This is a genomic window from Bradyrhizobium sp. SZCCHNS3052, from assembly GCF_032484495.1.
Classification (GTDB): Bacteria; Pseudomonadota; Alphaproteobacteria; order Rhizobiales; family Xanthobacteraceae; genus Bradyrhizobium.
Genome location: NZ_JAUETB010000012.1, coordinates 190,868 through 214,241 on the forward strand (window position 1 = coordinate 190,868; position 23,374 = coordinate 214,241).

At 62.8% G+C, this 23,374-nt stretch carries 18 protein-coding genes and 1 pseudogene; 12 read left to right on the forward strand and 7 right to left on the reverse strand.

Annotated elements, in window-relative coordinates; genetic code table 11:
* Window positions 1-83: 83 nt before the first annotated feature.
* The 3 genes from QX073_RS28590 to QX073_RS28600 all read left to right on the forward strand — a co-directional run bounded on the left by QX073_RS28590 (window position 84) and on the right by QX073_RS28600 (window position 6,719).
* On the forward strand, window positions 84-4,391 hold the full coding sequence (locus tag QX073_RS28590) for a strawberry notch-like NTP hydrolase domain-containing protein (protein ID WP_315718533.1): 4,308 nt from the start codon (window positions 84-86) through the stop codon (window positions 4,389-4,391).
* The gene (locus QX073_RS28595; protein WP_315718534.1) at window positions 4,391-5,443 is read left to right on the forward strand and encodes a toprim domain-containing protein; all 1,053 of its coding nucleotides are present in this window, start codon (window positions 4,391-4,393) and stop codon (window positions 5,441-5,443) included. The genes QX073_RS28590 and QX073_RS28595 overlap by 1 nt, the downstream gene beginning before the upstream one ends.
* 340 nt (window positions 5,444-5,783) lie before the next feature.
* Window positions 5,784-6,719 (forward strand): DUF2493 domain-containing protein, encoded by a 936-nt coding sequence (locus QX073_RS28600; protein WP_315718535.1) that lies wholly within the window; start codon window positions 5,784-5,786, stop codon window positions 6,717-6,719.
* Between the two features lie 406 nt (window positions 6,720-7,125).
* Here the strand turns inward: QX073_RS28600 and QX073_RS28605 are convergent, their stop codons facing one another.
* Window positions 7,126-8,070, reverse strand: a complete 945-nt coding sequence (locus tag QX073_RS28605; protein ID WP_315718536.1) for an AraC family transcriptional regulator — start codon at window positions 8,068-8,070, stop codon at window positions 7,126-7,128.
* A gap of 255 nt (window positions 8,071-8,325) precedes the next feature.
* On the opposite strand from QX073_RS28605, the gene QX073_RS28610 reads away from it, so the two are divergent.
* The 7 genes from QX073_RS28610 (at window position 8,326) to QX073_RS28640 (ending at window position 18,450) form a co-directional block, all read left to right on the forward strand.
* A complete protein-coding gene (locus tag QX073_RS28610) occupies window positions 8,326-10,203 on the forward strand; it encodes an AMP-binding protein (RefSeq protein ID WP_315718537.1) in 1,878 nt (625 codons plus the stop codon).
* Between the two features lie 23 nt (window positions 10,204-10,226).
* Window positions 10,227-11,198 (forward strand): ABC transporter permease, encoded by a 972-nt coding sequence (locus tag QX073_RS28615; RefSeq protein ID WP_315718538.1) that lies wholly within the window; start codon window positions 10,227-10,229, stop codon window positions 11,196-11,198.
* Window positions 11,199-11,240: 42 nt separating this feature from the next.
* Window positions 11,241-12,254 (forward strand): sugar ABC transporter substrate-binding protein, encoded by a 1,014-nt coding sequence (locus tag QX073_RS28620; RefSeq protein WP_315718539.1) that lies wholly within the window; start codon window positions 11,241-11,243, stop codon window positions 12,252-12,254.
* Between the two features lie 79 nt (window positions 12,255-12,333).
* Entirely contained in the window at window positions 12,334-14,451 is a 2,118-nt protein-coding gene (locus QX073_RS28625) for an ABC transporter permease (RefSeq protein WP_015663991.1), read from the forward strand.
* The gene (locus QX073_RS28630) at window positions 14,448-15,542 is read left to right on the forward strand and encodes a hypothetical protein (protein ID WP_315718540.1); all 1,095 of its coding nucleotides are present in this window, start codon (window positions 14,448-14,450) and stop codon (window positions 15,540-15,542) included. Before QX073_RS28625 ends, QX073_RS28630 begins: the two co-directional genes overlap by 4 nt.
* Entirely contained in the window at window positions 15,539-17,035 is a 1,497-nt protein-coding gene (locus tag QX073_RS28635) for a sugar ABC transporter ATP-binding protein (protein ID WP_315718541.1), read from the forward strand. Before QX073_RS28630 ends, QX073_RS28635 begins: the two co-directional genes overlap by 4 nt.
* A 1,094-nt stretch (window positions 17,036-18,129) precedes the next feature.
* Entirely contained in the window at window positions 18,130-18,450 is a 321-nt protein-coding gene (locus QX073_RS28640; RefSeq protein WP_315718542.1) for a DUF736 domain-containing protein, read from the forward strand.
* A gap of 111 nt (window positions 18,451-18,561) precedes the next feature.
* Here QX073_RS28640 and QX073_RS28645 read toward each other — a convergent pair whose 3' ends face one another.
* Together QX073_RS28645 and QX073_RS28650 are read right to left on the reverse strand one after the other, a co-directional pair.
* On the reverse strand, window positions 18,562-18,771 hold the full coding sequence (locus tag QX073_RS28645; RefSeq protein ID WP_315718543.1) for a hypothetical protein: 210 nt from the start codon (window positions 18,769-18,771) through the stop codon (window positions 18,562-18,564).
* A gap of 86 nt (window positions 18,772-18,857) precedes the next feature.
* Window positions 18,858-19,112 (reverse strand): ABC transporter substrate-binding protein, encoded by a 255-nt coding sequence (locus QX073_RS28650; RefSeq protein ID WP_315755052.1) that lies wholly within the window; start codon window positions 19,110-19,112, stop codon window positions 18,858-18,860.
* A gap of 107 nt (window positions 19,113-19,219) precedes the next feature.
* Here QX073_RS28650 and QX073_RS28655 point away from each other — a divergent pair.
* Both QX073_RS28655 and QX073_RS34480 read left to right on the forward strand, forming a co-directional pair.
* Window positions 19,220-19,651: pseudogene (locus tag QX073_RS28655) on the forward strand (MarR family transcriptional regulator); the annotation flags it as partial.
* Between the two features lie 404 nt (window positions 19,652-20,055).
* Entirely contained in the window at window positions 20,056-20,490 is a 435-nt protein-coding gene (locus QX073_RS34480; protein ID WP_409978008.1) for a bleomycin resistance protein, read from the forward strand.
* A gap of 258 nt (window positions 20,491-20,748) precedes the next feature.
* Here the strand turns inward: QX073_RS34480 and QX073_RS28660 are convergent, their stop codons facing one another.
* The 4 genes from QX073_RS28660 to QX073_RS28670 form a co-directional block, all read right to left on the reverse strand.
* A complete protein-coding gene (locus tag QX073_RS28660; protein ID WP_315718666.1) occupies window positions 20,749-21,135 on the reverse strand; it encodes a hypothetical protein in 387 nt (128 codons plus the stop codon).
* A gap of 185 nt (window positions 21,136-21,320) precedes the next feature.
* Window positions 21,321-21,566 carry a DUF2635 domain-containing protein gene (locus QX073_RS34485; RefSeq protein WP_409978007.1) on the reverse strand — a complete coding sequence of 82 codons (246 nt, stop codon included), beginning with the start codon at window positions 21,564-21,566 and terminating at the stop codon, window positions 21,321-21,323.
* Complete coding sequence (locus QX073_RS28665; RefSeq protein WP_315718665.1) at window positions 21,566-22,087, reverse strand: hypothetical protein; 522 nt, start codon at window positions 22,085-22,087, stop codon at window positions 21,566-21,568. The genes QX073_RS34485 and QX073_RS28665 overlap by 1 nt, the downstream gene beginning before the upstream one ends.
* A 244-nt stretch (window positions 22,088-22,331) precedes the next feature.
* Entirely contained in the window at window positions 22,332-22,730 is a 399-nt protein-coding gene (locus QX073_RS28670; protein WP_315718664.1) for a hypothetical protein, read from the reverse strand.
* Between the last annotated feature and the right edge of the window lie 644 nt (window positions 22,731-23,374).

Genomic DNA, 23,374 nt, shown 5'->3' on the forward strand with positions numbered 1-23,374 from the left:
AGCAGCGCGATTGAGTCCGCCGGACCGGAGAGAGCGTTCGGCGGTGCTCTTCCGTGTTCCGCTCTCCTTGAAGGTTCCTCGACATGATCACCGAGACGAGCTCACCTGCGGCGCCCTTCGCGCTGCTTGCGCGCGCCAAGGCCGTCCTTCGTGCAGCCGAGCTGCTGCTGCCAAACCTTACCCGTGGCGAGCGGATCGATGCCAGGTGCCTGCGCCTGGCCATGCAGACCGCGTTTGGCGCCAGTGACGCCGATGGAAGCTGGGATTGGAAGACGGCCTACGACGCCTGTGAGATCGCCTCTGTCCTATTCCTCGTCAAGCACGGTCCAGCGATGATCAAGGCCAGCAAAGGCACTCCCCCGGCCATGCTGCCGATGGTCGCAAAGGTCGCGGCCCTACTGCCGAGCCACACCAGGCGCTCACTCGAGAGCCAGAGTCTTCAGCAGTTCTCGACCCCGCTGCCATTGGCGTTCGCTGCGGCCGCGGCGGCGCAAGTGACCTCGGCCGATCGGGTGCTCGAGCCATCGGCGGGGACAGGAATCCTGGCCGTCTTTGCGGAGCTTGCTGGCGGCTCGCTTCTGCTCAATGAGCTCGCTGCAAGTCGCGCAGCCTTGCTCGATCTGGTGTTCGCGGGTCTGACCGTGACCCGCTTCGACGCCGCGCAGATCGATGATCATCTCGATGCGGCCTTCGTTCCAAGCGTGGTTCTGATGAATCCCCCGTTCTCGGCGACCGCGAGTGTGGACCGTCCGCTGGCCGATACGGCGTTGCGCCATGTGTCTTCGGCCCTCGCACGTCTTGGAGACGGTGGGCGACTGGTCGCAATCACGGCCGCCGGCCTTGCGCCCGACAATCCGACCTGGACGGATGCCTTCGTGCATCTGCAGGAGCGCGGTCGTCTGGTGTTCTCCGCGGCGATCGATGGCACTGTCTATGCGCGGCAGGGCACGACAACCGCCACACGGATGCTCGTGATCGACAAGCGCCCAGCGCCGGACGCTCGTGTGTTTCCGCAATCTGCCGGGGTGGCACCTGATGTCAGGACCTTGCTCGGCTGGATCACGGCGCTCGTGCCACCGCGGCCGCCGATGGCCGGCCGGTTTGTCGCTCAGGTGGGGCAGCGTGCAAAAATTCGTTCGAGACGGGATCTGGATCCCGCATGCTCCTCTCCATCGCCGACGTCCAGTGAGCCTGAGGGCTGCGAGCTCGCCTACGACATCGTGGATGAGGTCTCCGACGAAGGAACTCGCCTGACTGACGCGCTCTATGAGACGTATCAGTTGCAGTCGATCCGGATTCCGGGCGTGCAGCCTCATCCCACGAAGCTCGTGCAGTCGGCGGCGATGGCCTCCGTCGCACCGCCCAAGCCGTCCTATCGGCCGCATCTTCCGGCCAGGATCGTCGCCGAAGGCGTGCTGTCCGGCGCGCAGCTCGAGAGTCTCATCTTTGCTGGCGAAGCGCATGGTGGACTCCTCGCCGGCTTTTGGACGGTCGACGAGACCTTCGACCAGGTCCGTGCGGTCGGAGAGGACACGGAGACGGCGGTCCGCTTCCGGCGCGGCTGGTTCCTCGGTGATGGCACGGGCGCCGGAAAAGGCCGCCAGGTCGCCGGCATCCTGCTCGACAATTGGCTGAAGGGCCGGCGCCGGGCGGTCTGGATCAGCAGGTCCGACAAGCTGATCGAGGACGCGCAGCGCGACTGGGCAGCGCTCGGCATGGAGCGGCTTCAGGTCACGCCGCTGTCGCGCTTCCGCCAGGGGGCGCCGATCCGGCTCGATGAGGCCATCCTTTTCACGACCTACGCCACGCTGCGGACCGACGAGAAGGCCGAGAAGCTTTCCCGCGTGCGACAGATCGTCGACTGGGTGGGACGGAATTTCGATGGCGTGATCATCTTCGACGAGAGCCATGCGATGCAGAACGCCGCAGGCCACAAGGGCGATCGGGGCGATCAGGCGGCTTCACAGCAGGGCCGCGCCGGATTGCGGTTGCAGCATGCGCTGCCCAATGCCCGCATCGTCTACGTCTCGGCGACAGGCGCGACCACCGTTCACAATCTGGCCTATGCCCAGAGGCTGGGACTGTGGGGCAGCGCGGATTTCCCGTTTGCGACGCGGGCGGACTTCGTGGCGGCGATCGAGCAGGGCGGCGTCGCGGCCATGGAGGTGATGGCGCGCGATCTCAAGGCCCTCGGGCTTTATGCGGCGCGCTCGCTGTCCTTCGAGGGCGTCGAATACGAGCCGCTCGAGCACCGGCTCACGGACGAGCAGGTCAGGATCTATGATGCCTATGCCGAGGCGTTCGCGGTCATTCACAACAACCTCGAGGCCGCGATGCAGGCGACCAACATCACCGGCGCGACCGGCACGCTCAACGCCCAGGCCAAATCGGCCGCGCGCTCGGCCTTTGAGTCGGCCAAGCAGCGCTTCTTCGGGCACCTCCTGACTTCGATGAAGACGCCGACGCTGATTCAGGCGATCAAGCGCGATCTCGATGCTGGCCACGCCGCGGTCGTCCAGATCGTCTCCACAGGTGAAGCCCTGATGGAGCGCCGGCTGGCCGAGATCCCGACCGAGGAGTGGGGCGACGTCCAGGTCGACATCACGCCGCGCGAATATGTCCTCGATTATCTCGCCCATTCCTTCCCGGTCCAGCTCTACGAGCCGTTCACCGATCGCGAGGGAAATCTGTTGTCGCGTCCGGTCACTCGCGATGGCCGGCCGGTCGAGAGCCGCGAAGCGGTCGCTCGCCGCGATCAGATGATCGAACATCTCGCTTCGCTCGCCCCGGTGCCGGGTGCGCTCGACCAGATCGTTCAGCGCTTCAGCACGGACATGGTCGCTGAGGTCACGGGCAGGTCGAGACGGATCGTCCGCGTCCGCGATCGGATGGTGGTCGAGACGAGGGCGACATCTGCCAACCTCGCTGAGGCCGCAGCGTTCATGGATGATAGGAAGCGCATCCTGGTGTTCTCGGATGCCGGCGGCACAGGCCGCAGCTACCACGCCGAGCTCTCGGCGACGAACAAGCGGCTGCGGGTGCATTATCTACTGGAGCCAGGCTGGAAGGCGGATGCCGCGATCCAGGGGCTTGGCCGGACCAATCGCACCAACCAGGCGCAGCCACCGCTCTTTCGCCCTATCGCCACCGACGTGAAAGCCGAGAAGCGCTTCCTGTCGACGATCGCGCGCCGGCTCGACACGTTGGGCGCGATCACCCGTGGCCAGCGCCAGACCGGCGGACAGGGACTGTTCCGGCCGGAGGACAATCTCGAAGGCCCGCACGCCCGCGATGCCCTGCGTCAGTTCTATGGGCTGCTCGCCCGTGGGCAATTGGGGAGCTGCTCGCTGCAGCGGTTCGAGCAGGCCACGGGATTGAAGCTCACGGACGAGAACGGCCTTCGCGACCAGCTGCCGCCGATCACGACATTCCTGAACCGGCTGCTGGCGCTGACCATCGAGCTGCAGAACATCCTGTTCACGGTGTTCGAGCAGTTGCTCGCGGCGCGGATCGAGGGCGCGGTCGCATCCGGGACTTTCGATGCCGGTCTGGAGACGCTGCGTGCAGAAAGCTTCGTCGTCATGGAGCGGCGCACCATCAACACCCATCCGGCAACAGGTGCCGAGACGCATCTCGTCACCATCGCCCAGCGTGACCGCAACCGGCCGATGCCGCTGAACGAGGCCTTGGAGCGGCTGTTGCAACGCCGCGCTGTTCCCGTGACCCATGTCCGCTCGGGGCGAGCGGCGATCCAGGTGCCGGCGCCGAGCTGGTTGCTCGACGATGGCGAGATCGAGCAGCGCGTCCATCTGATCGGACCGATGCGACGCCAGACTCTGCCGCTCGCCAGGCTGGCCGAGCATGATTGGGCCGAGGCAGACCGCGAGCAGTTCAAGGCCGGCTGGAGTGCGGAACTCGCATCCATTCCGGAGTCCACGACCACCACGATCTACCTCGTCACAGGGCTTCTGCTGCCGATCTGGAAACGCCTCCCTCAGGAATCCACGCGGGTCTACCGGCTCCAGACCGACGCGGGCGAGCGCATCATCGGCCGCAAGGTGCCACTCAGTTGGGTCACCGCAGTGTCGACCGAGCGACCTTCGCTCGTTCCCGATGACGTGTTCACATCCGTGCTGCGTGACGGCTACGTACTCGATCTTCATGAGGGCTTGCAGCTGCGGAGGGTGCGCGTCATGGGCGCCAACCGGATCGAGCTCTTGGGCTTCCCTGCGGGCTTACGGGATTGTCTAAGGGCCTGCGGGCTGTTCAGCGAGATCATCTCGTGGAGGCTGCGGATGTTCGTGCCGACCGATGCAAGCGGCCCGGCGATCCTAGCCAGCGTTCTGGAGCGGTTTCCAATTGCTGAGGTCCGCGGGCGGGAGCTGTCGTGATGTCAGACGACGCGTCTGAACTGGCGCGCCGCCTTGCGCGTGAGGCCGAGGCGGTGTGCCGTCACTATCTGTCCAACGGCAGACGTCAGGGACGCTACTGGTTGGTCGGTGATGTCAACAACACGCCGGGCCGATCATTGTTCGTGCGATTGCACGCCTCGTCGAAGGGGCCGGCGGGCAAATGGACGGATGCTGCGACCGGGGAGCATGGCGATCTGCTCGACGTCATCGGCTCGGTTTGTGGCCTGAGCAGCTTTCACGAGGTTGCCGGGGAGGCGCGCCGCTTTCTGAAGCTGCCGGACTGGGAACGCAAGCTTCCAGTCGGTGCTGTGAATGACGTGCGCCCCCGCGACTCCGCCCGAGCGGCTCGCCGGCTGTTTGCGATGGGGCAGCCGCTGTCTGGAACGCGCGGCGAGGCCTATCTTGCTCATCGCGGTATCGACCCGCGCGCAGGCACTGATGGTCTACGTTTTCATCCACGTTGCTACTATCGGCCGGACGATGCCACCGATGTCGAGACGTGGCCCGCGCTGATTGCCGCTGTGACGGACCTCGAGGGGCGCATCACCGGGGTTCATCGCACCTGGCTGGATCCCGATGGCTTCGACGATCGCCGGCTTGGCAAGGCGCCAATCGACACGCCGCGGCGGGCGATGGGCGATCTGCTTGGGCATGCCGTGCGCTTCGGGACCGCCAAGCACGTGCTTGCGGCCGGCGAGGGCATCGAGACCATGCTGTCGTTGCGGACGGTGCTGCCGACCTTGCCGGTTGCTGCTGCGCTCTCGGCCAACCATCTGGCGAATCTGCTGTGGCCGGCCACGCTGCGCCGGATCTATGTCGCTGTCGATGCTGATGCTGCTGGTATCGCCGCGGCAGAGACGTTGACGACACGCGCGCTGGACGCCGGTATCGAGGCGATCGCATTATGCCCTCACCTGGACGACTTCAACGAAGACCTACGCGTTTTAGGGACAGCCAAGCTCCTGGACGTCTTGCGTCATCAGCTGCTGCCCGAAGATGCCGAGCGCTTCGTGAGCGCGGCTGCGACCTAAACGTCGGCTCGACGCTGGAGAGTCGTTCGGCGCTCGCCGCACATTGTCGGGACAAGAGGATCTCGTCAGGGCGTCAGAGAGCCGCGGCGGGGCCTTCTGAGAGGCGATCGGACGGCAGGCGGTCCGGTCCGGCAATGGCGGTGCGTGGCTATTTTCCGCCGGCCCGCAGGCGGGCCTTTGCATCGCGAGGCAAAATAGCCGCGCACACCGCCATCCTCCGCTGTCGCTCCGGCCCGCTGCTCGAGGGGATCAGCGGGTTCTGGTCCGGTCCTCCCGCCGTCTTGGAGATCGCCATGGAAGGCCGCGATCGACGCGGTCACTGAACATAGACGAGATTCCCATGTCCGACCGGCAAGACGAGATGCGTGAGCCGCACGATACGCAGTCGAGCACCGACAACACCCTGACCGAACTCCAGCTGTACGGCTACCGCCCCTTCGACGATGAGCCTGATCCTCGGCCGCTCCCTGAAGGCAGGGTCATCGCCGGCGCGGTCGCCGATATCTTCGACGCCCTGGTCGCGACGCTCTCGGAGACGCGCCTCGAGCCTGAGCTGAAGGAGCTCTTGTGGTCAACGGTCAACCTGTTCCACCGTGCCACGATGCGCGTCGAGCGCGAGCTCGACGACAACGAGCAGGCGCAGCGCTCGAGTCAGCGCGAGCAGAACGGCTCCGAGGTGCGCTCGGTCGAGCTCGAGCGCCTGACGTCGGAAGGACTGTCACTGGTCGAGCGTCGCAACGCCATGGAGCTGTTCCGCGATCTGGCCGCCGAGGCCTTCGAGCTCCATACGCGATCGCCGTGGCGGCCTCGCTCGGGATCGCAGGTCAGCCATCGCACGCTGACGGCGGCCATGATCGACTCCCGCGATTTCCTTGCCGCCAAGCATCGGGCTGAGACGGAGGTCATGCTGCCGCCAGGCCCCAAGATCGCGCTGACCGGCGGACCGGACTTCAATGACGTCGCACTCATCTGGGATCGTCTAGACAAGGTCCATGCCAAGCATCCCGACATGGTCCTCCTGCATGGCGGCTCGCCGAAGGGGGCCGAGCTGATCGCCAGCAAATGGGCATCGAACCGCAAGGTTCCGCAGATCGCGTTCAAGCCCGATTGGACAAGACACAATAAGGCCGCCCCCTTCAAGCGCAATGACGCCATGCTGGCGACGCTGCCGATCGGCGCCATGGTCTTCCCGGGCTCCGGGATCCAAGGCAATCTCGCTGACAAGGCTCGCCGCCTCGGCATTCCCGTCTGGACCTTCGGGCAAGGCGGCGCGTGAGCGCCGTCAACTGTGCAGGTCCTTTGCGTTCGTCCAAGCGGCTGCGGCGACATCCCAAGCGACTCCTGCGCTCGGCATCGACATGTATGTCTGCTTGAATGCGTCGGACCTGGTGGCGCAGGGTGCATGGTGGTCGCTGACCGCCGCGACGATGCCTGCAATCGGCAGCGCTACCTCTCGACCGGAATATCCCCGAACAGCTCTCGTGTTTGGCGACGGTCCCGCAACCTGCAAATGGATCAGCCTCTCGTCGCTGTGCCGGCCTTGATGTGCCTTGCGATTGGCGGCACAACTGCTCGAAGGTGGAGCTGTCGAGTGAATCGAGGTTTGATGGTCGCGTGGGCGACGCGGACGTGCTGGAGCTCGGCGCAGTGCCTCCTGAGCCGCTCGGCCACTGAGCATCGGCCTATCGTCGGCGTAGCTCGGACGGGCTATGCCCGAATTTCCGCCGGAACACGGTGCTGAAGTGTGACGAGCTGCTGAATCCCAGCTGGTAGGCGACCTCAGTCACCGACAACACGCGCTGCTCAAGTCGTGTCAGCATATCGTAGGACCGTTGCAGGCGCCGGTCGAGAATCCACTCCGACACCGACATGTCCGTAAGTCGAAAAAGATAGTGCAGGTGTCTGAGCGAGACCCCGTTGTTCCGTGCGATCTTCTCGAGCGAAAGGTCGTGGTCGGTGAGATGCTCCTCGATCCAGGCTTTGACAGAGCGCAGGCGGGCTTTCTGAGCCGTGGCGTCCTCGGAAAATTGGTCCTTGTCGCCCATGTCCAGGGCGAGAGCCAGAACATCCATCAGCTCGTCGCCGAGCCGCGACCTCGCCGCTTCATCGACTGACGATGCTTCCGATGCCAACGTCGAACAGAATTCGGCGGCGATCCGGCCAAGACCGCGTCCGGTCGCAATAGTCATCGCAACGGGAATCCGGTTCTCGGTGAATCGCGACGAAAATTCTTTGCGCGGAATCTCAAGGTAGAGGGATCTAACCTTCCCTACGCACTCCAGATCGTAGGCTTCGGCCGCGGAGAAGATTGCACCTACGTGGGGATTCGTATTCAGCGTCTGGCCTGCCTGCAGGACGTTGATCTTGCCCTGTTGAACGAATTCGACGTAGTAGCAATCCTTGTCGAGCCTGGCGATATGCCGCTCCCGTCGTGATATCCGTTGCTCCGACAGCAATACGTCGGTCATCGTCAGCACGCCAAATCGTGCTTCCCGGATGAAGCCCTGATAGTCGGACCGTTGCTCGGCCTCGACGTCGACATGGACATAGACGTCGCAAATGGCGCCTTGCCAGGCAGCGTAGCGCTTGGAAGGCTCAAGGCTTTCCGTTGTGAACACGAGCTCCATCGGTCATCCATCGCGAGCAGCCCAAGCTGCATTTTGCATCGCACAAGGACCGTTCCGCAATTCTAGTTGCCCAGCGGCTCTACGCAAGCCAACTTTGCGCGGCCATGCAAAAGCTTTGCGCTCCGAGGCAAGCGTCACTCGGGGCGGCAAGCTAAGAGAACAAAAATGGGAGGAAGCAGTCGCGGATGCCGATGCGGGCGTGCGTGATTTGCCGTGCCAGGGACTGCAGCAATGGGGGGAGGCCTGCCTTCACCGATGACGACGAGGTTCACGCGCCCTGTCGGCTCCATTGCTGACATCGTGGCGCTGGAGCGGCTGCCATATGACGCCCTCGTACCTGCGCGAAATCTGTATCACCTGTTCGAGGCGACCGCCCGATTGCATCCGGATCGGCAGGCACTGACCGTTCTGACACCTCGTGAATCCCGCGAAATCAGCCTCACTCACCGTCAATTGCTTGCCGACATATCCCGCGCGGCGAACTTGTTCAGGGCGTCCGGCATCAGGCCGGATGGACCGACCGTTGCATTCCTCTGCCCGAGCCTGCCGCAGGTCTTTCCGGCCTTGCTCGGAGCCCAGGTCGCCGGCGTCGCGAGCTCGATCAACTATCTGCTGAACGAGGACGCGATCGTCGATCTCCTCGACGCGCAGAATGCAGCGTTGCTTGTGATCCCTTCGGAAGCCGACGATCCGGCGCTCTGGCACAAGGCGAACAAGGTCGCCGCACGGGTCGGATCTTTGCAGAAGATTCTCGTTCTAGGCGAGAGTCGCGATGCGAACGGCCGAATGGCCGTCTTTGACGAAGCCGCTTCGAAGCACCGAGATGCGCTCGATTTCGAACCGTCAAATGATCGGCGGTCGGTGTGCGCACTCTTCCACACGGGAGGGACGACCGGACGTCCAAAGCTCGTCCGCCTGACACATGGCAACCAGATCCACGCCGCATGGGGCTTCGCCCAGGTTCACGGGCTCGACGAGTTGGACATCGCGCTGAACGGGTTTCCGCTGTTTCATGTCGGCGGCACCATGACTGCAGGTCTGTCGATTCTCGCCGCTGGCGGCCACGTGATCATTCCGTCACCCTACGGTCTGCGCGTCCCGGAGGTCGTCCGCGACTATTGGTACACCGTCGCACGACATCGCGTGACGATCGTGAGCGGCGTGCCGACCTCCATTGCGGCTTTGGCGGAGGTGCCGATCGGGTCCTGCGATATCAGCTCGGTCCGGATGGCGCTGACTGGAGGTGCGGTGCTCCCGAAGGCGGTTGGTGACCGTTTCCAGGCCAGGACGGGAGTGAGGTTGTTCGAGACTTACGGGATGACGGAGACCGCGGCGGCGATCGCGTTCAACCCGGGTCGCGGCGAGCCGCTTCAGGGCAGCGTCGGATTCAGGGCGCCGTTCTCGCGAACGAAGATCGTGGCACTGGGCGACCCGGAGCTGAGGAAGGAGTGTCCTCCGCTCACGAGCGGGCTGGTGCTGGCCAAGGGCCCGCAGGTATTCCCCGGATATGTCGATCCCACGCACAATGTCGGCGTCCTGACCGACGATGATTGGATCGTGACCGGCGATATCGGCTACCTCACCGCAGACGAGCGGCTGGTTCTCACAGGTCGGGAGAAGGACCTCATCGTTCGCAGCGGCCACAACATCGATCCCGCCGCCATCGAAGATGTCGCCAATGCATATCCTGGCGTGCAAATGAGCTCTGCCGTTGGCATGCCGGACGCCTACGCTGGCGAGGTTCCGATTCTCTTCGTTGTGCCGTCGCCTCAGCAGACGATCGAGCTCGCGCGGCTCTGCGACTACCTCGAGCAGAATGTCCACGAGCCCCCCGCGCGCCCGAAGCGCGTGGTGGTGCTTGACGCGCTTCCAGTCACCGCCGTGGGCAAGATCTTCAAGCCGACGCTTCGCGATCTCGCCGTTCGGGAGAAGGTCAGGACGGAAGTCGATCGGATATTCGGTCCTGCAACCGCGGCAGACATCCAGGTCAACAAGGACGACAAGCTCAACACGGTCGTCTGCATTGCGGTCGAAACGATCGACGAGGTCGCGCTGGGCCGGCTTGCAGAGAGCCTGTCGGCGTTGCCGCAGACCTATCGCATTGAAGCGACACCGCCACGCGGGCGGGCGTAGTTGGGAATTGGTGAGAGCAAACGATGAAGCACTTTCGGCTTGGTCAACAGGAGATCGTGTTCGCCGTCTTCGCGGCGCTGTTCCTGGCCTTCTCGATCTTCCTCAAAGGCTTCCTGACCGCCGACAACATGCTGACCCTGCTGCAGAACGTCGCAGTTCTCGGCATTCTCGGCCTGGCGATGGCCGTTGTCGTCATCGGGCGCGGCATCGATCTGTCGCTCATCGCTGCCCTCGCGGTCCCCGGCGGGCTCGTCCTGCAGTTGGTGCAGAACGGTCATTCGTTGCCGGCCTCCTTGCTCGCCGCCGGCCTCCTGGCCGTCGCCATCGGTCTCGTCAATGGCTGGCTGATCGCCTATGCGGAGGTGCCGCCGCTGTTTGCAACGCTCGCGACTGGGCTGTTTGTTGCAGGACTTGGGCAAGCGGCGCTGTTCCAGCTCGACGTCGTCCAATGGAGCGACGGCATGGCGGGATTCGAGCGGCTCGGGCAGGGCAGCATCCTTGGCATTCCGACGTCGATCGTGATGTTTGCGATCGCCGCAATCGCTGTGTTCGTTCTGCTGCGTCAGACCCGTTGGGGGGCCTTTATCTATGCGGTTGGTGACAATCCGTTCGCCGCACGGGTGACCGGCATTCCCTCGCGCCCGATTGTCGTGCTGCAATATGTGCTTGCGGCGGTGATCGGCTGCTTTGCCGGTCTCGTGATGGCGGCATCCGTCAACTCGATGCCCACCCGGATCTTCAACTCGACCATGATCTATGACGTGATCCTCGTCGTCGTGCTCGGGGGCATCGGATTGTCCGGCGGCCGCGGTGGCGTCGTGAACGTCATCATCGGCACGCTGCTGATCGGGACCATGCTGAACGGCATGACGATTCTGGATATTCCCTATGCCGGACAGAACCTGATCAAGGGTGTCGTCCTGCTGATCGCGGTGATCACGGATACGATCTTGAATCCGCGAAATGAAGAAACAGCCCAGCAAGGCGACATCTAGCTCAGTCCGAAAAATGAAAACATCAAACGGGAGAAAACGACGATGCGCATGCATAGCCTAGCACTTGGAAGTCTTGTGGCGGTGACGCTCGCGGCGGCTGCGGCGCCGGCGCTCGCGCAGCAGGGGCTTGACGAGCCCTTTCAGAAGACCTTTCGCGAGGCGCTTGCCGGCAAGACGGTCGCCTACGTGCCGGTCGCCATGAATTTCGATCTGACGGAGGGCTGGTACGCGGGCCTGAAGAAGGAGCTCGAACCCTACGGCGTCAAGTTCGAGATTCGCGATCCCAACTGGAACACCAACGCGGGGGCGCAGGCTGTCACCTCGCTGATCTCTGAGAAGCCGGCGGTCATGGTGATCCACAATCCCGACGTCCAGACCTATGCCAAGCTGTTGCAGCGCGCCGAAAACGAAGGGATCTACGTCATCCAGATCAACATGGGATCAGCCTATCGCAGCTCCGCGTTCGTCGGCGCGAACTGGATCGAGATCGGCGAACGACAGACCGAAGGGGTGGTGAAGGCCTGCCAGGGCAAGTCGAACAAGATCGCGATCATTCAGGGGGCGCTGTCCGCGGCCGCCAGTGCCTACACACTCAAGGGCGTCGAGAACGTTCTCGCCAAGCATCCTGAAATCAAGGTGGTGTCGAGCCAGGCGGCCGATTGGGATGCGGCGAAAGCCAAGGCCATCACGCAGACCGTCCTGAAGCAGAATCCCGACCTGTGCGGCATCGTGGGCTTCTGGGATGGCATGGATATCGGCACTGCCGCCGCGATCAAGGAGGCCGGGCTCACCGGCAAGGTCTTCCTGGCAACATCGGGCGGTGGAGAGCGCAAGGGCGCCTGCGAGCTCGTGAAGAACGGCTCGTTCGATCTGAACATGAGCTACGACGTGCCGACGCAGGCGGCGCAGATGGCCGGAACGATCAAGTGGCTGCTGTCCTCGGGGGTGAAGGCGGGCTCGGTCAAGGGCTTCGAATACAGCACGCTCATTCCGATCACCAAGGAGAACGCAGACTCCCAGACGTCGTGCTGGAACCTCTCCGATCTCAAGAAGTGACGACGCTCCGCGGCGCGCGTTCCGGCTCGGCCGGGACGCGCATCAAGACGATTGCATAGGCAGTACCCATGGAAGGCAGATGCGCGAGACATTGACTCGGCTGCGATATCGCTACTGGCCCGACCATCTCCTCGGCGAGATCTTGTCCAAGAGGTGGACCGAAACCGCCGTTCCTGTGCTTCTGCTCCTGATCGTCGGCTTCGCATTGAGCCGGGTCCTGGAGCACTTTCTGTCCCCCGCGAGTCTCGCCGACACTGCGCGCCAGGCCGGAGAGATCGGTTTCATCGGTCTCGGAATGGGGCTTGTGGTCATCGTCGGCGGCATCGACCTGTCGGTCGGGTCGATGTTTGCCCTGACGGATTTCTGCGCGCTCTATCTCCTGGACGTTCTCAATTGGCCCGTTCCGGCGGTGGTCGTCGCGACCATGGTCGTCGGCGGGCTGCTTGGCGCCGTGAACGGGGTCTTGATCGGATATCTGAGACTTCGCGCCTTCATCGCCACGCTGATCACGCTGATCATCTATCGCTCGGCGTTCGATCTGCTGATCCAACGCTATTCGAACGCCATCGCGTCATCGCTTCCAGATATCCCCTCGTGGGATTTCATTGGCGGCGGGGATGTTCTGGGAATCCCGAGCGTCGCGCTGCTCTATGTCATCGTCGCCATCGTCGGCCATGTCTTTCTGACGCGGCTGCGGCCCGGCTGGCACATCACGGCGATCGGCGGATCGCGCCGCTCGGCCTACAATTCCGGCATTCCGGTGCGGCGGACCATCGCGCTCTGCTACGTCGCGAGCGGCGTTCTGACCAGCATCGGTGCGTTGTTCTTTGCCGCCCGCCTCGGAACCGTGGGCGGCGACATCGGCGTCGGCCTCGAGGTGATCGTCCTGACTGCAACCGTCCTCGGCGGGATCACACTGGGCGGTGGCAAGGGTTCGGTCGTCAAGTCGCTGGTCGGTGTGCTCATCGTCCTCCTGATGACCAACGGCTTGACCGCGATGAACGCGCGTGGCGGCGTCAACCGCATGGCGCTCGCGACGATCCTCCTGGCGGCCGCCATGGTCGATATACGCTGGCAGAAGAACCGCAACCGGATCATCAGCAAGGTCTACGTTGCCCCGACCTATCATGCGCTGCCGCCGCCACCCCCGACCGAGATCGGCAAGGGCGGGCCGTTCGAGCAGAACGACAAGCTTCGCGATGTGTCTCTCATCGGGCTCGGACGGATCGAGGCGCCGGAGGATGTCATTCTCGACCGCAACGACGTGCTCTATGCCGGCTCCCGTCACGGTGACATCATCCGGTTCTTTCCGCCGGACTACGAGCGGATGGAGGTGTTCGCCCATATCGGCGGCCAGCCGCTCGGAATGGCGTTCGACCGCCAGGACAATCTGTATGTCTGCATCGGCGGCATGGGTCTCTACCGCATCACGCCCGACGGGACCGTGGAGAAGGCCACCGACGAGACCAACCGCAGCCTGTATTCGGTGAATGACGACAGCCGTCTGCGGCTCGCCGACGACCTCGACATCACCGATGACGGACTGATCTTCTTCTCCGAGGCGACCGTTCGCTACGAGATGGACGAGTGGCCGGTCGACGGGCTGGAGGCGCGCGGCAACGGTCGCATCATCTGCTACGACACGAAGAGTGGAACGACCCACACCGTGCTGCGCGGACTTAAGTTTCCGAACGGCGTCGCTGTTGCCAGCGACGGTCAGTCGATCTTGTTCGCGGAGACCTTCGGCTGCTCGATCAAGCGATACTGGTTCGCTGGTCCGAAGAAAGGCGCGGTCGAGACCGTCATGGACAATCTGCCGGGCTATCCCGACAACATCAATCTGGCGTCGGATGGCAACTATTGGCTGGCGCTGGTCGGCATGCGCAGCCCTTCGCTCGACTTGGCGTGGCAGATGCCGGGCTTCCGGCGGCGCATGGCCAAGCGGGTGCCGATCGACGAATGGCTATTTCCGAACATCAACACCGGGTGCGTCGTCAAGTTCAACGAGCAGGGCCAGATCCTGGAATCCCTCTGGGACCTCAAGGGCGTCAATCATCCGATGATTACCTCGATGCGGGAACACCGCGGTTATCTCTATCTCGGCGGTATCGCCAACAACAGGATCGGGCGCTTCAAGCTGGAGAACGCCGATCCAGACTTCGTCCACTACGATACACGCTGGAGGAGGCATTCGTGATCGCCGCCATCCGTGAATTCGCAAACCGCTTGCTCGGCCGCGGCGATGCGACCATCACCGTTCCGTCGTTCGACGGGGCGCTGAAGGCCAATCAAGTGCTGGAGGCAGCCGAAACGCTCCTCGAATGTGAAGCACCGGAGGATATTGCGTCCGACGGCCGCTCCCTTCTCATCGCCGACGGCGCGCGACTCCTGCGTTGGGCCGGATCGTCGCCTACGGAGATCCGCAGATTCGCGCGGCCGATCTCCGCGTTGGCGATGCTTCCGTCCGGCGGTCTGGCCGTTGCGATTGGCGGCACTGAGGTTCATTTCTATGACGACATCACCGCCAAGACCCCGGTCTCGACATTTACCGGTGAGTTGCGCGCCGTCAACGCGCTTGCGCCCGCAGGCGACGGCACCCTGATCGCAACCGATGGTTCGTCATCGTATGAGGTCGGCGATTGGGCGCGCGACCTGATGGAGCTCGGTGATACCGGCCGTGTCTTCAGGCTCGATCCGCGGACGCAGACGATGCAGCAGCTTGCGGGCGGGCTTCGCTACGCCTTCGGTGCCGTCGCAAACGGCAACGACGTGCTGGTCAGTGAAAGCTGGCGGCACCGTCTGGTCTCGATCGCACCCGGCGGCACGCGCACGGTCGTGCTCGGTCACCTGCCGGTCTATCCCTCCCGGCTTGCACCGGCGCATGGCGGCGGCTTCTGGCTGACGGCCTTTATCGCCCGCACGCAATTGGTCGAGTTCGTGCTGCGCGAACCGGCCTACCGGCGTCGCATGATTGCTGAGATCGAGCCTGACTATTGGGTGGCACCACGGCTCAGGTCCGGCCAGTCCTTCAAGGAACCGCTGCAGGGAGCGCACATCAAGACCATGGGTGTCATGAAGCCGTGGGCTCCGCCACGGTCGTACGGACTCGTCATCCGGCTCGGTGCCGACGGACTGCCGGTTTATTCGCTTCATAGCCGCGCTGATGGCGTCAATCACGGCATCGTCGCTGCCGTCGAATACGGCGGCGACCTCGTCATGATCGCAAAGGGGCCGGGCAGGGTGCTCAGGCTGCCCCTTGCAACCCTTGGCCAGGAGGTCCTTCCATGAGCGAGATCATCCTGTCCCTGTCGAAGGCAACCAAGCTGTATGCCGGCGTGCCAGCGATCGAGGGCGTCGATTTCGAGCTGCGGCGGGGCGAGATCCACGCGTTGGTCGGCGAAAACGGCGCAGGCAAGTCGACCTTGACCAAGGTCATGGCCGGTGTCGTGGCCTTGACGTCAGGTGCAATGACGGTCGATGGCGTCGCGGTGTCTCCCAGAACGCCGCTGGAGGCGCGGCATCTTGGCATCGCAATGGTGTTTCAGGAAAACAGTCTGGTGCCGACGATGACCGTGGCGCAAAACCTGTTTCTCGGTCAGGAGCGATTCTACAATCGGCTGCGCGGCATCTACATCGCGGCTCAGCAGTTCCTCCAATCTCTCAATTTCGACGTCGCGCCGACGGCGACCGTCGGCGGCCTGGGCGCGGCCAAGAAGCAGATGGTCGAAATCGCTCGCGCCGTGCTGCACAAGGCGAAAGTCATCATCTTTGACGAACCCACGGCGACGCTTACGCCAGAGGAGAAGAAGTATTTCTTCGATTTGGTGCGGGATTTGAAGAGGCGCGGTGTTTCGATCGTCTTCATCTCGCACGCGCTCGAAGAAGCCTTGCTGTTGGCCGATCGCATTACTGTCCTGCGGGACGGCAAGCACGTCGTCACCGACGACGCCTCGGGATTCGATCGAGCGCGCATCGTTCAGGCCATGGTCGGACGAAACCTCTCAAATACGCTCTATGGTGTGCGGAAGGACAAAGTGCGCCCGGCCGGCAGGCGCGTGTTGACAATACAGAATCTCAAAATGGCGCCGATGGTCAGGAACAACTCATTGTCGGTGTTCGCGGGCCAGATCACGGGCGTGTTCGGACTGGTCGGCTCGGGCCGAACCGAGACTTTTAAGATCGTCTCGGGTATTCTGAAGCGTGATTTCTTTCACGGTGGAGAAATTCTGCTCAACGACAAGTCTGTGCGATATCGCGTGCCCGCGCCGGCCGTGAAAGCCGGAATCGCCTACATCACCGAAGACCGCAAAGTGGAGGGCTTTTTCGAGACGGCCTCGATCGCGCGCAACATCTATTTGGGTCTGCTTGCCAAGTTTCCGGAAGGGCGAGCCTGGTTGTCGCGTCGTGAAAGAAATGGGGTCGGCAAGACCTGGATCGAACGTCTCAAGGTTCGCGCCATCGGCGACGAGGTCAAGGTTGTCGAGCTTTCCGGCGGCAATCAGCAGAAGGTTGTCATCGCTAAATCGTTGATTCAGGATCCGGAGCTGATCATCTTCGATGAGCCGACGCGCGGGGTCGACGTCGGGGCCATCGTCGAAATTCACGAGTTGATCAACAGGCTCGCCGATGAAGGCAGAGCTGTGGTCGTGATATCCTCCTATCTGCCGGAAATTATAGCGCTATCCGATCGGATCCTGGTATCAAGGCAAGGCAAGGTCGTCGAAGAATTCTCGGCGATCGAAGCGACCGAAGAGAAGATCATGTATGCCGCCATCCACTGAACTGCGCGCGGCCTCCAATCGATCAGATCCCTTCAAGCGCACCGACGCCTTACTCGAGACACTCCCGATCGGCGTCACGTTCTCTCCCGGCTCGGGGATCCAGGGCAACCTCGCCGACGAGGCGCTTGGGCTTGGCATTCCGTGTGGACTCCTGGCCAAGGCGACGCGTGAGCGCCGTCAACTCTGCAGGTCCTTTGCCTTGCTAAAGCGGCCCGCGTCGATATCCCAGGCGACTCTCTGCACTCGTCATCGAGATGCATGTCTGCTTGAATCGCGTTGCACGTGGTGGCGCGGGAGCGGTCGTGGTCGTCTGACGCGCTGACCGCGCGACGATACCTGCAATCGGCAGCAATTGGTTCTCGTCACGGCCTCTTGGACTGGTCGTGCCTGCCGGCCTTTACGACGTTGTGCGGGCGCGGCGTGGTCGGAACATCCCTGGTTCGTGCTGCCGCCTTCCATCGGTCTTTCGCCTACGAACTGTCCCCGCCAGTCTCGCTGCAAGACGTGACCCCGAGCGGCCCCCGCGTTCAGCGTGGTCGGGATCACAGGAGCGTAGAGCTCTCGCTGCCCTCGTTCTCGAGGAGCTTGATGCGGATCGCTAGCGTTGAACGACAAGGCGTCGAGCTCCATCGGAAAGATAGTCGGGACTCTGCTCGAACCGGCTGGACCCCCTTTCGGATCTCGACTGTCCCAGGCCTTTCGCCGGGCATGACGGACGTTTGGCAGCCAGGGCACACATCGGCACACGCTTTTCTTCTCGGTGGCTTCTGATCTTTCGCCTGATCATCCCGATCTCTTGTGCAGCCTCAGTGCACCATGTCTCTCCCGTGAACTGATCAGGCAGTGACGCACCTTGCCTCGTGATGGCTTGATCTGGCCGAAGGCCGGCTGGGCCTCGATCGCCTGAGCGCAACGCCGCCGGCCAACTTTCTTCCCCTGGACGGAACGTCCATTCCTCGCGGGACAAGAAAGTTGGCCGACGCCGTCCTCCGCTGCCGCTTCAGCCCTTCGGGTGCGCCGTCGCTCGCCGTTCGTCCGATATGCGCCATCGAGGCCGCGGTGGTCGCGGCCCGAACCAGCCAAGGAGAGACAACATGGCTTCCATCGGTTCCTTCAAGAAGGTCGGCGACGATTTCCAGGGCGAGATCATCACCCTGAGCCTCAAGGCCAAGGGTGTACGCATCGTCCCCGAAGCCAACCGCTCCAGCGAGAACGCGCCCAGCCACCGCGTCTATGCCGGGCGGGTCGAGATCGGCGCCGCCTGGGCACGTCACTCCGAGGAGGGACGCGACTATCTCTCGCTCAAGCTCGACGATCCTTCCTTCAACGCCCCGATCTACGCCAACCTGTTCGAGGACGAGGGCGGCGAGGGCTACACGCTCCTCTGGTCGCGGCCGCGCAAGACCGCCGAGTGAGCCGATCGCGCTCCGTCCGGATCTGCCGGGCGGAGCGCATCGCAGTCGGCCGGCCGCTCCGACTGCGCGGACTGTTCCTCGCCGGCCTGACCTTTGGGAGCAGGCGAGGCGTCATTGCGCCAGCGAGCAGTTGCCGTCGGCCAGAGGGCGAAATGCGCGATCGGCCGGGACCGTGGCAACCACCTTGTAGTAATCGAACGGCTTTTTCGATTGCCCCGGCTCCTTGACCTCGACCAGATACATGTCGTGCGCGACCCGTCCGTCGACGCGCACGATCGTCTTGCTAAACAGCGGATCATCAAAGGCGCCAGCGTCGCGCATTGCCGCGATCACAGCTGCGCCGTCCTTGGCGCTGCCGACCTTCTCGACGGCCCGCAGATAGCCAGCGTGGTGGAATAGGTGCCGGCCTAACTCATCGGGCGCACTTTGCCGTTGCTGCGCCTGGCGAACCGCTCAGCGAAAACTCGAGTCTTGTCGTTCAGGTCCCTGTAAGAGGCGGTGGTCAGCATGAGCCCTTTCGCCGCCTTCAGGCCGAGCGCATGGATGTCGCTGATGAAGAGCACCAGGCCGACCAGCTTCTGTCCGCCGGCGACGATGCCGAACTCGCCGGCCGTCTTGATCGCGTTGATCGTATCGGTGCCGGCATTGGCGAGGCCGATGATCTCCGCCTTCGAAGCTGGTCGAGGCCTTCACACGCTCGATCCCGCTGGGTCGCATCGGCCAGCCGGATGATCTGCCCGGCGCCATTCTGTTGTTCGCCAGTGATGACGCGGCCAATATGTTGCATAAAACGGGGGCCCGGGCCGTGCAGGAGGAGGGGCTGACGACCCAGCAATGGGCGGTGCTGGGCGCGCTGTCCCCGCCCGAAGGCACGGAGCGGAATGAGCGGCGGCGACCTTGTCGAGTACCTCAGGGTCAGCCGGCGAGAATCTCGCGGGACTCGTCGGCCGTATGGCGCGGCGGACACGTGACGATCGCTCAGGACGAGCGCGACCGAGATCAAGGCTCGTCATGGACGGATACTGGTCGCCATGTCTGGCAGACGCTCGCGCTACCGAAGATCCATACCTACTACGATCACGTGCTGGCGGATATTTCCGTCAACGACACGGTGCACGGTCTGCATGATCTGCTGAAGATCCTTGAAAACATGAAAAAGCTCGATGAGGGCGACAATCAATCCGAAGACGAACAGACCTGAGGCAACAAAGATCGAACCGCTGCACTATCCTTCAGCCGAGCATGTCGGAGACAGATGCAGAGAACATAATCGATAAACCTCGCTAAAGGCGGGGAATCTCTGAGTTGAGCTGCTAGTAATCGTTCGGCTGACTCGCCGCTCTCAACGAGCTCCTGCACGCTGGTGTTAGCCGAGGAATGGATTGATCAGTTGGCGAAATCGTCTTCCCCTTGGCGGAGCCTCGTGCGACGATCTTCAGAGCGATCGAGCGCCAGATGAGCAAATTGTCCGACGTCGCGTTCGTGTCTTTGCGTACCGGATCTCGCTGCTGAACCGACGCCGCCAAGGAAGCGATCGTCAATGCGGCTCGCGAATGCTAAGAACATGCGAGCGATCAGCGCTGCATCGAGGAGCCTCGCGGGGGAATGGAAACATCGAAGAACAGATTGCCTGCCGGAGGGTTCGCCCGGCTGGTCCCCGAGTTGGACGTGTTTGATTTGCAGCGGAGCGAGGCGTTCTGGTGCAGAATACTCGGTTTTCAAATCGCATATCAGCGACCGGCGAACCGCTTCATGTACATAGAGTTGCAGGGCTCTCAGCTCATGCTACAACAGCGAAACGGCAATTGGGAGACTGGGAATCTTGAGCGTCCGTTGGGACGCGGGATTAACTTCCAAATGTTTGTCAACTCGGTCGCTCCCCTCGTCGAAGCCCTGAGGGGAGCGAATTGGCCATTTTTCAGAGACTGTCACGATGCTTGGTACGAGATTACGGGCGAAGAGCGGGGCAACAGGCAATTTCTGGTGCAAGACCCTGATGGTTACCTCCTCCGTTTCGCAGAAGATCTAGGCAGAAGGTGATCGGTGTGACAACGTCTCTCGCGTACTGCGCGATCATTGCAGGAACCGTGCCGAGAGCCCACAGACGATGCTGGCTTCGGGTCAAAGCCGGCCTTGGGGCGGTCCTACGGCCCACTTCCGATTGTAGCCCGAAAACAGACGGCCTGCGAGGGCTACCGTTAGGTCCAAGATGGGCCAAAAGCAGTTCTGCCGTTTGCGTTCCGCTTGGTCCGGTAATGAGCCTTTCGGTGTGCAGATCGGCCTTCTCTCAACTCACAACTAATGCTTCGGGCGCCTGGTCTGCTGACGAAACTGCCCAAGTTGCTCTTCCAACAAAGCTTCCGTAGCGGCGCGAGCTTTTGGATCATTATCAATCAAGTTGAAATGAATGTCCGCTCTTCGAGCAACACGCTCCCATATCTCGCTTACGCGATCGAATGGCGGTTCAATGCGCCTCAACATCATCTCAGATTGGCAATCATCAAGGTCTTGCGACGTGAACTCGTTTGAGCCGTCGGCCCAATGGTTCATCGCAAGTACCCAGAAATCAACCAACTCGGCATCTGGCAAAAGCTGAAAGCGCCTTCCGCGCTTCGTGTAACCTTGGACCTTTTCGAGGCGTTCATGCTTCAATAAAGCTTCAATTTCGTCACGCCGGTCAGTCACTATGCAATCCTTAAAGCATAAAGACGGTATCTATATACGAATCGCTTATCTCAGTACCACATCCACGGTGGAACTTCTAGCCTACGTTGAGCGTTTTGCCGCGCTCTCTCTTCTCCCTCCAGTTTTTGCGGCGAGCCTGCCGCATGAGTCGATTTGTCCTCGATCGGGGTGGGAGCATGACGGGTCTACTCGATGTGAGGGTCGGTAGCTTCCGGTTTGGGTCCAATTCCGGACGTCGACGTGGCTGCAGTGGGCTCCGCCTCGGCCTGTTGCACTTCGATGACGTCACCGTCGCGAAGCCGACGCGTCCAATATTGCGACCGCGCTTTCCACTCGCCGCTCGCGGCTAGCGGGGCGCCGGTTTGGGGATCGCGCACGCGTACGACGCCGTCCGCCGCGGGCGGCGCTGGCTTCAGAAAGATATTGTCCATTATCCACCTTGCAGATTGTCGGCGGCCGACTGCACCGGTTCGGTGCTGATGGCGCCGGGTTGCGGGACCGCCTTGATGGCGACCATATCGAGGTTGACGCGTGTCGGCATGACCGACACGGCGCGCGCCATGCCGAGCGCGAGACGGTGCAGATAGGTGGACGGCCCGAGCTGCGTCGCGATCGCCTTGAGCGCGGCCGGGAGCCGGTCGAAATCCGCGGGCGGCGAGGCCGGCGCCGGGTCGTAACAGGCCTCCTTCACCCGGATGCGGCCCCGGATCGTCCGGGCCGCGAGGCGGTTGTTTTCCTCGCCCGAGCGATGCTTGATGGTGGAGTGCCACTCCTCGAACGGCAGCTTGACCATTTGCCGGAACAGCGCGCCGGTCGGCCCGAAATGCAGCGCGTGAAAGATCTGATCTTCGAGCACGCCGAGCGAGGCCTCGACCGCCGCATCGGTGTCGGCATAGTCGACGATGACCTTGCCGTCCTGATGGAAGTTGGCGACGTCAGAGATCTCGAACACGAGATCGACCTCACCCTTATAGAAGGCGGGGCCAGCCTGCGCGATCTGGCGAGCGACGAGTTTTCCGTGAACACGGCGATCAGCGGGCGCTTCTCGTCGTCGGTGAGGTCATCGAACGGATCGATGCGCGAGTCCGAGACATAGGCACCGGCAATGGTCGGCCAGGGACCGCTGCTCGGCAGCAGCGCCGAGGGGCGCAGCGCTTCCAGCGCCGTCAGCCGCAGAAATTCGCGTGCCAGCATGGTTAGATCCCATTGAGCGTGAGCCGGACAAAGCCCGGCGTCGATGGCAGCACCTCGTGAATGCGGAAGCGCCGCCCGGTCGCCTCCTGGGTCACGAGGTCGCCGGTGCGCGGGCGCCAGGCCAGACGCGACAGATCGAGCGAGACATAGGGCCGATCGGTCGCATGCCCAGCGCGCTCCGGCTTGACGCCAGCTTGTGCGAACGCCCCGGCACCCGCGCGGGCGGCGGACTCGCCGAACGGGCACAGCACGTGCTCGACCACGGTGCGCGCCGGATCGGAGATCAGCGGCGCGTCACGATCGGTGTCGTATTTCATCGGAGCGAACGTAAAGTGCTCGCCCTGGATACGGTCATGCGTCACCGCCGCAGCGGCGACCGCACGCGCGAGCGGTGACGGCATGATTTCAATTCCGGTTGAATAATTCCGTCATGCGCGGCCTTGGCCTGCGCATCCACGTCTCTCTTCTCAGATGGGCCACAAGCAGACGCTTATCCGTCGCAAGGGTCCGTTTACCAGCACCTCGAAGCCGTTCGATGAGCCAATCAACGACAGTCGCAACTCGCTATCGATATTGATACTCTCGGTGAATGCGGGGTCGATAATGCTCAGAGTTTTCCGAGGTGTGAGCCTGCTTTGCTTATGCATCGTGGGGGTTGCCATCGTTGTAGCGCCCTTGGAGTTTGTCGCTTACCCTATACTGAAATCCATCGGGTGCAGCTTGAGCGAGGGACAGCAAAGCTTCACCTGCGGAGGTGGCTGGGTCGGTCACTTCATTTCGACCGTTCTTAACCTGCCGATACTGTTCTCTGACGCGCGAGAGTTTACGTTCGGGGCGGGAGCGTCGTTCGGGCGCGGATTTGCGGTCTACCTGTTCGACGCGATTTTCATTCTCGCGCTGGCATATCCCCTACTGATACTCTTTGCGCAGAAAGGCGGCCGCCGAAGCAGCTAACGTCGGCAATGGGTCGATTTCGTTGAAAAAGTCAGCAGTTGCGACGCAGAGATATCGGTGATTCAGTCTGTCTAGTGGGCAGGACTGAAGG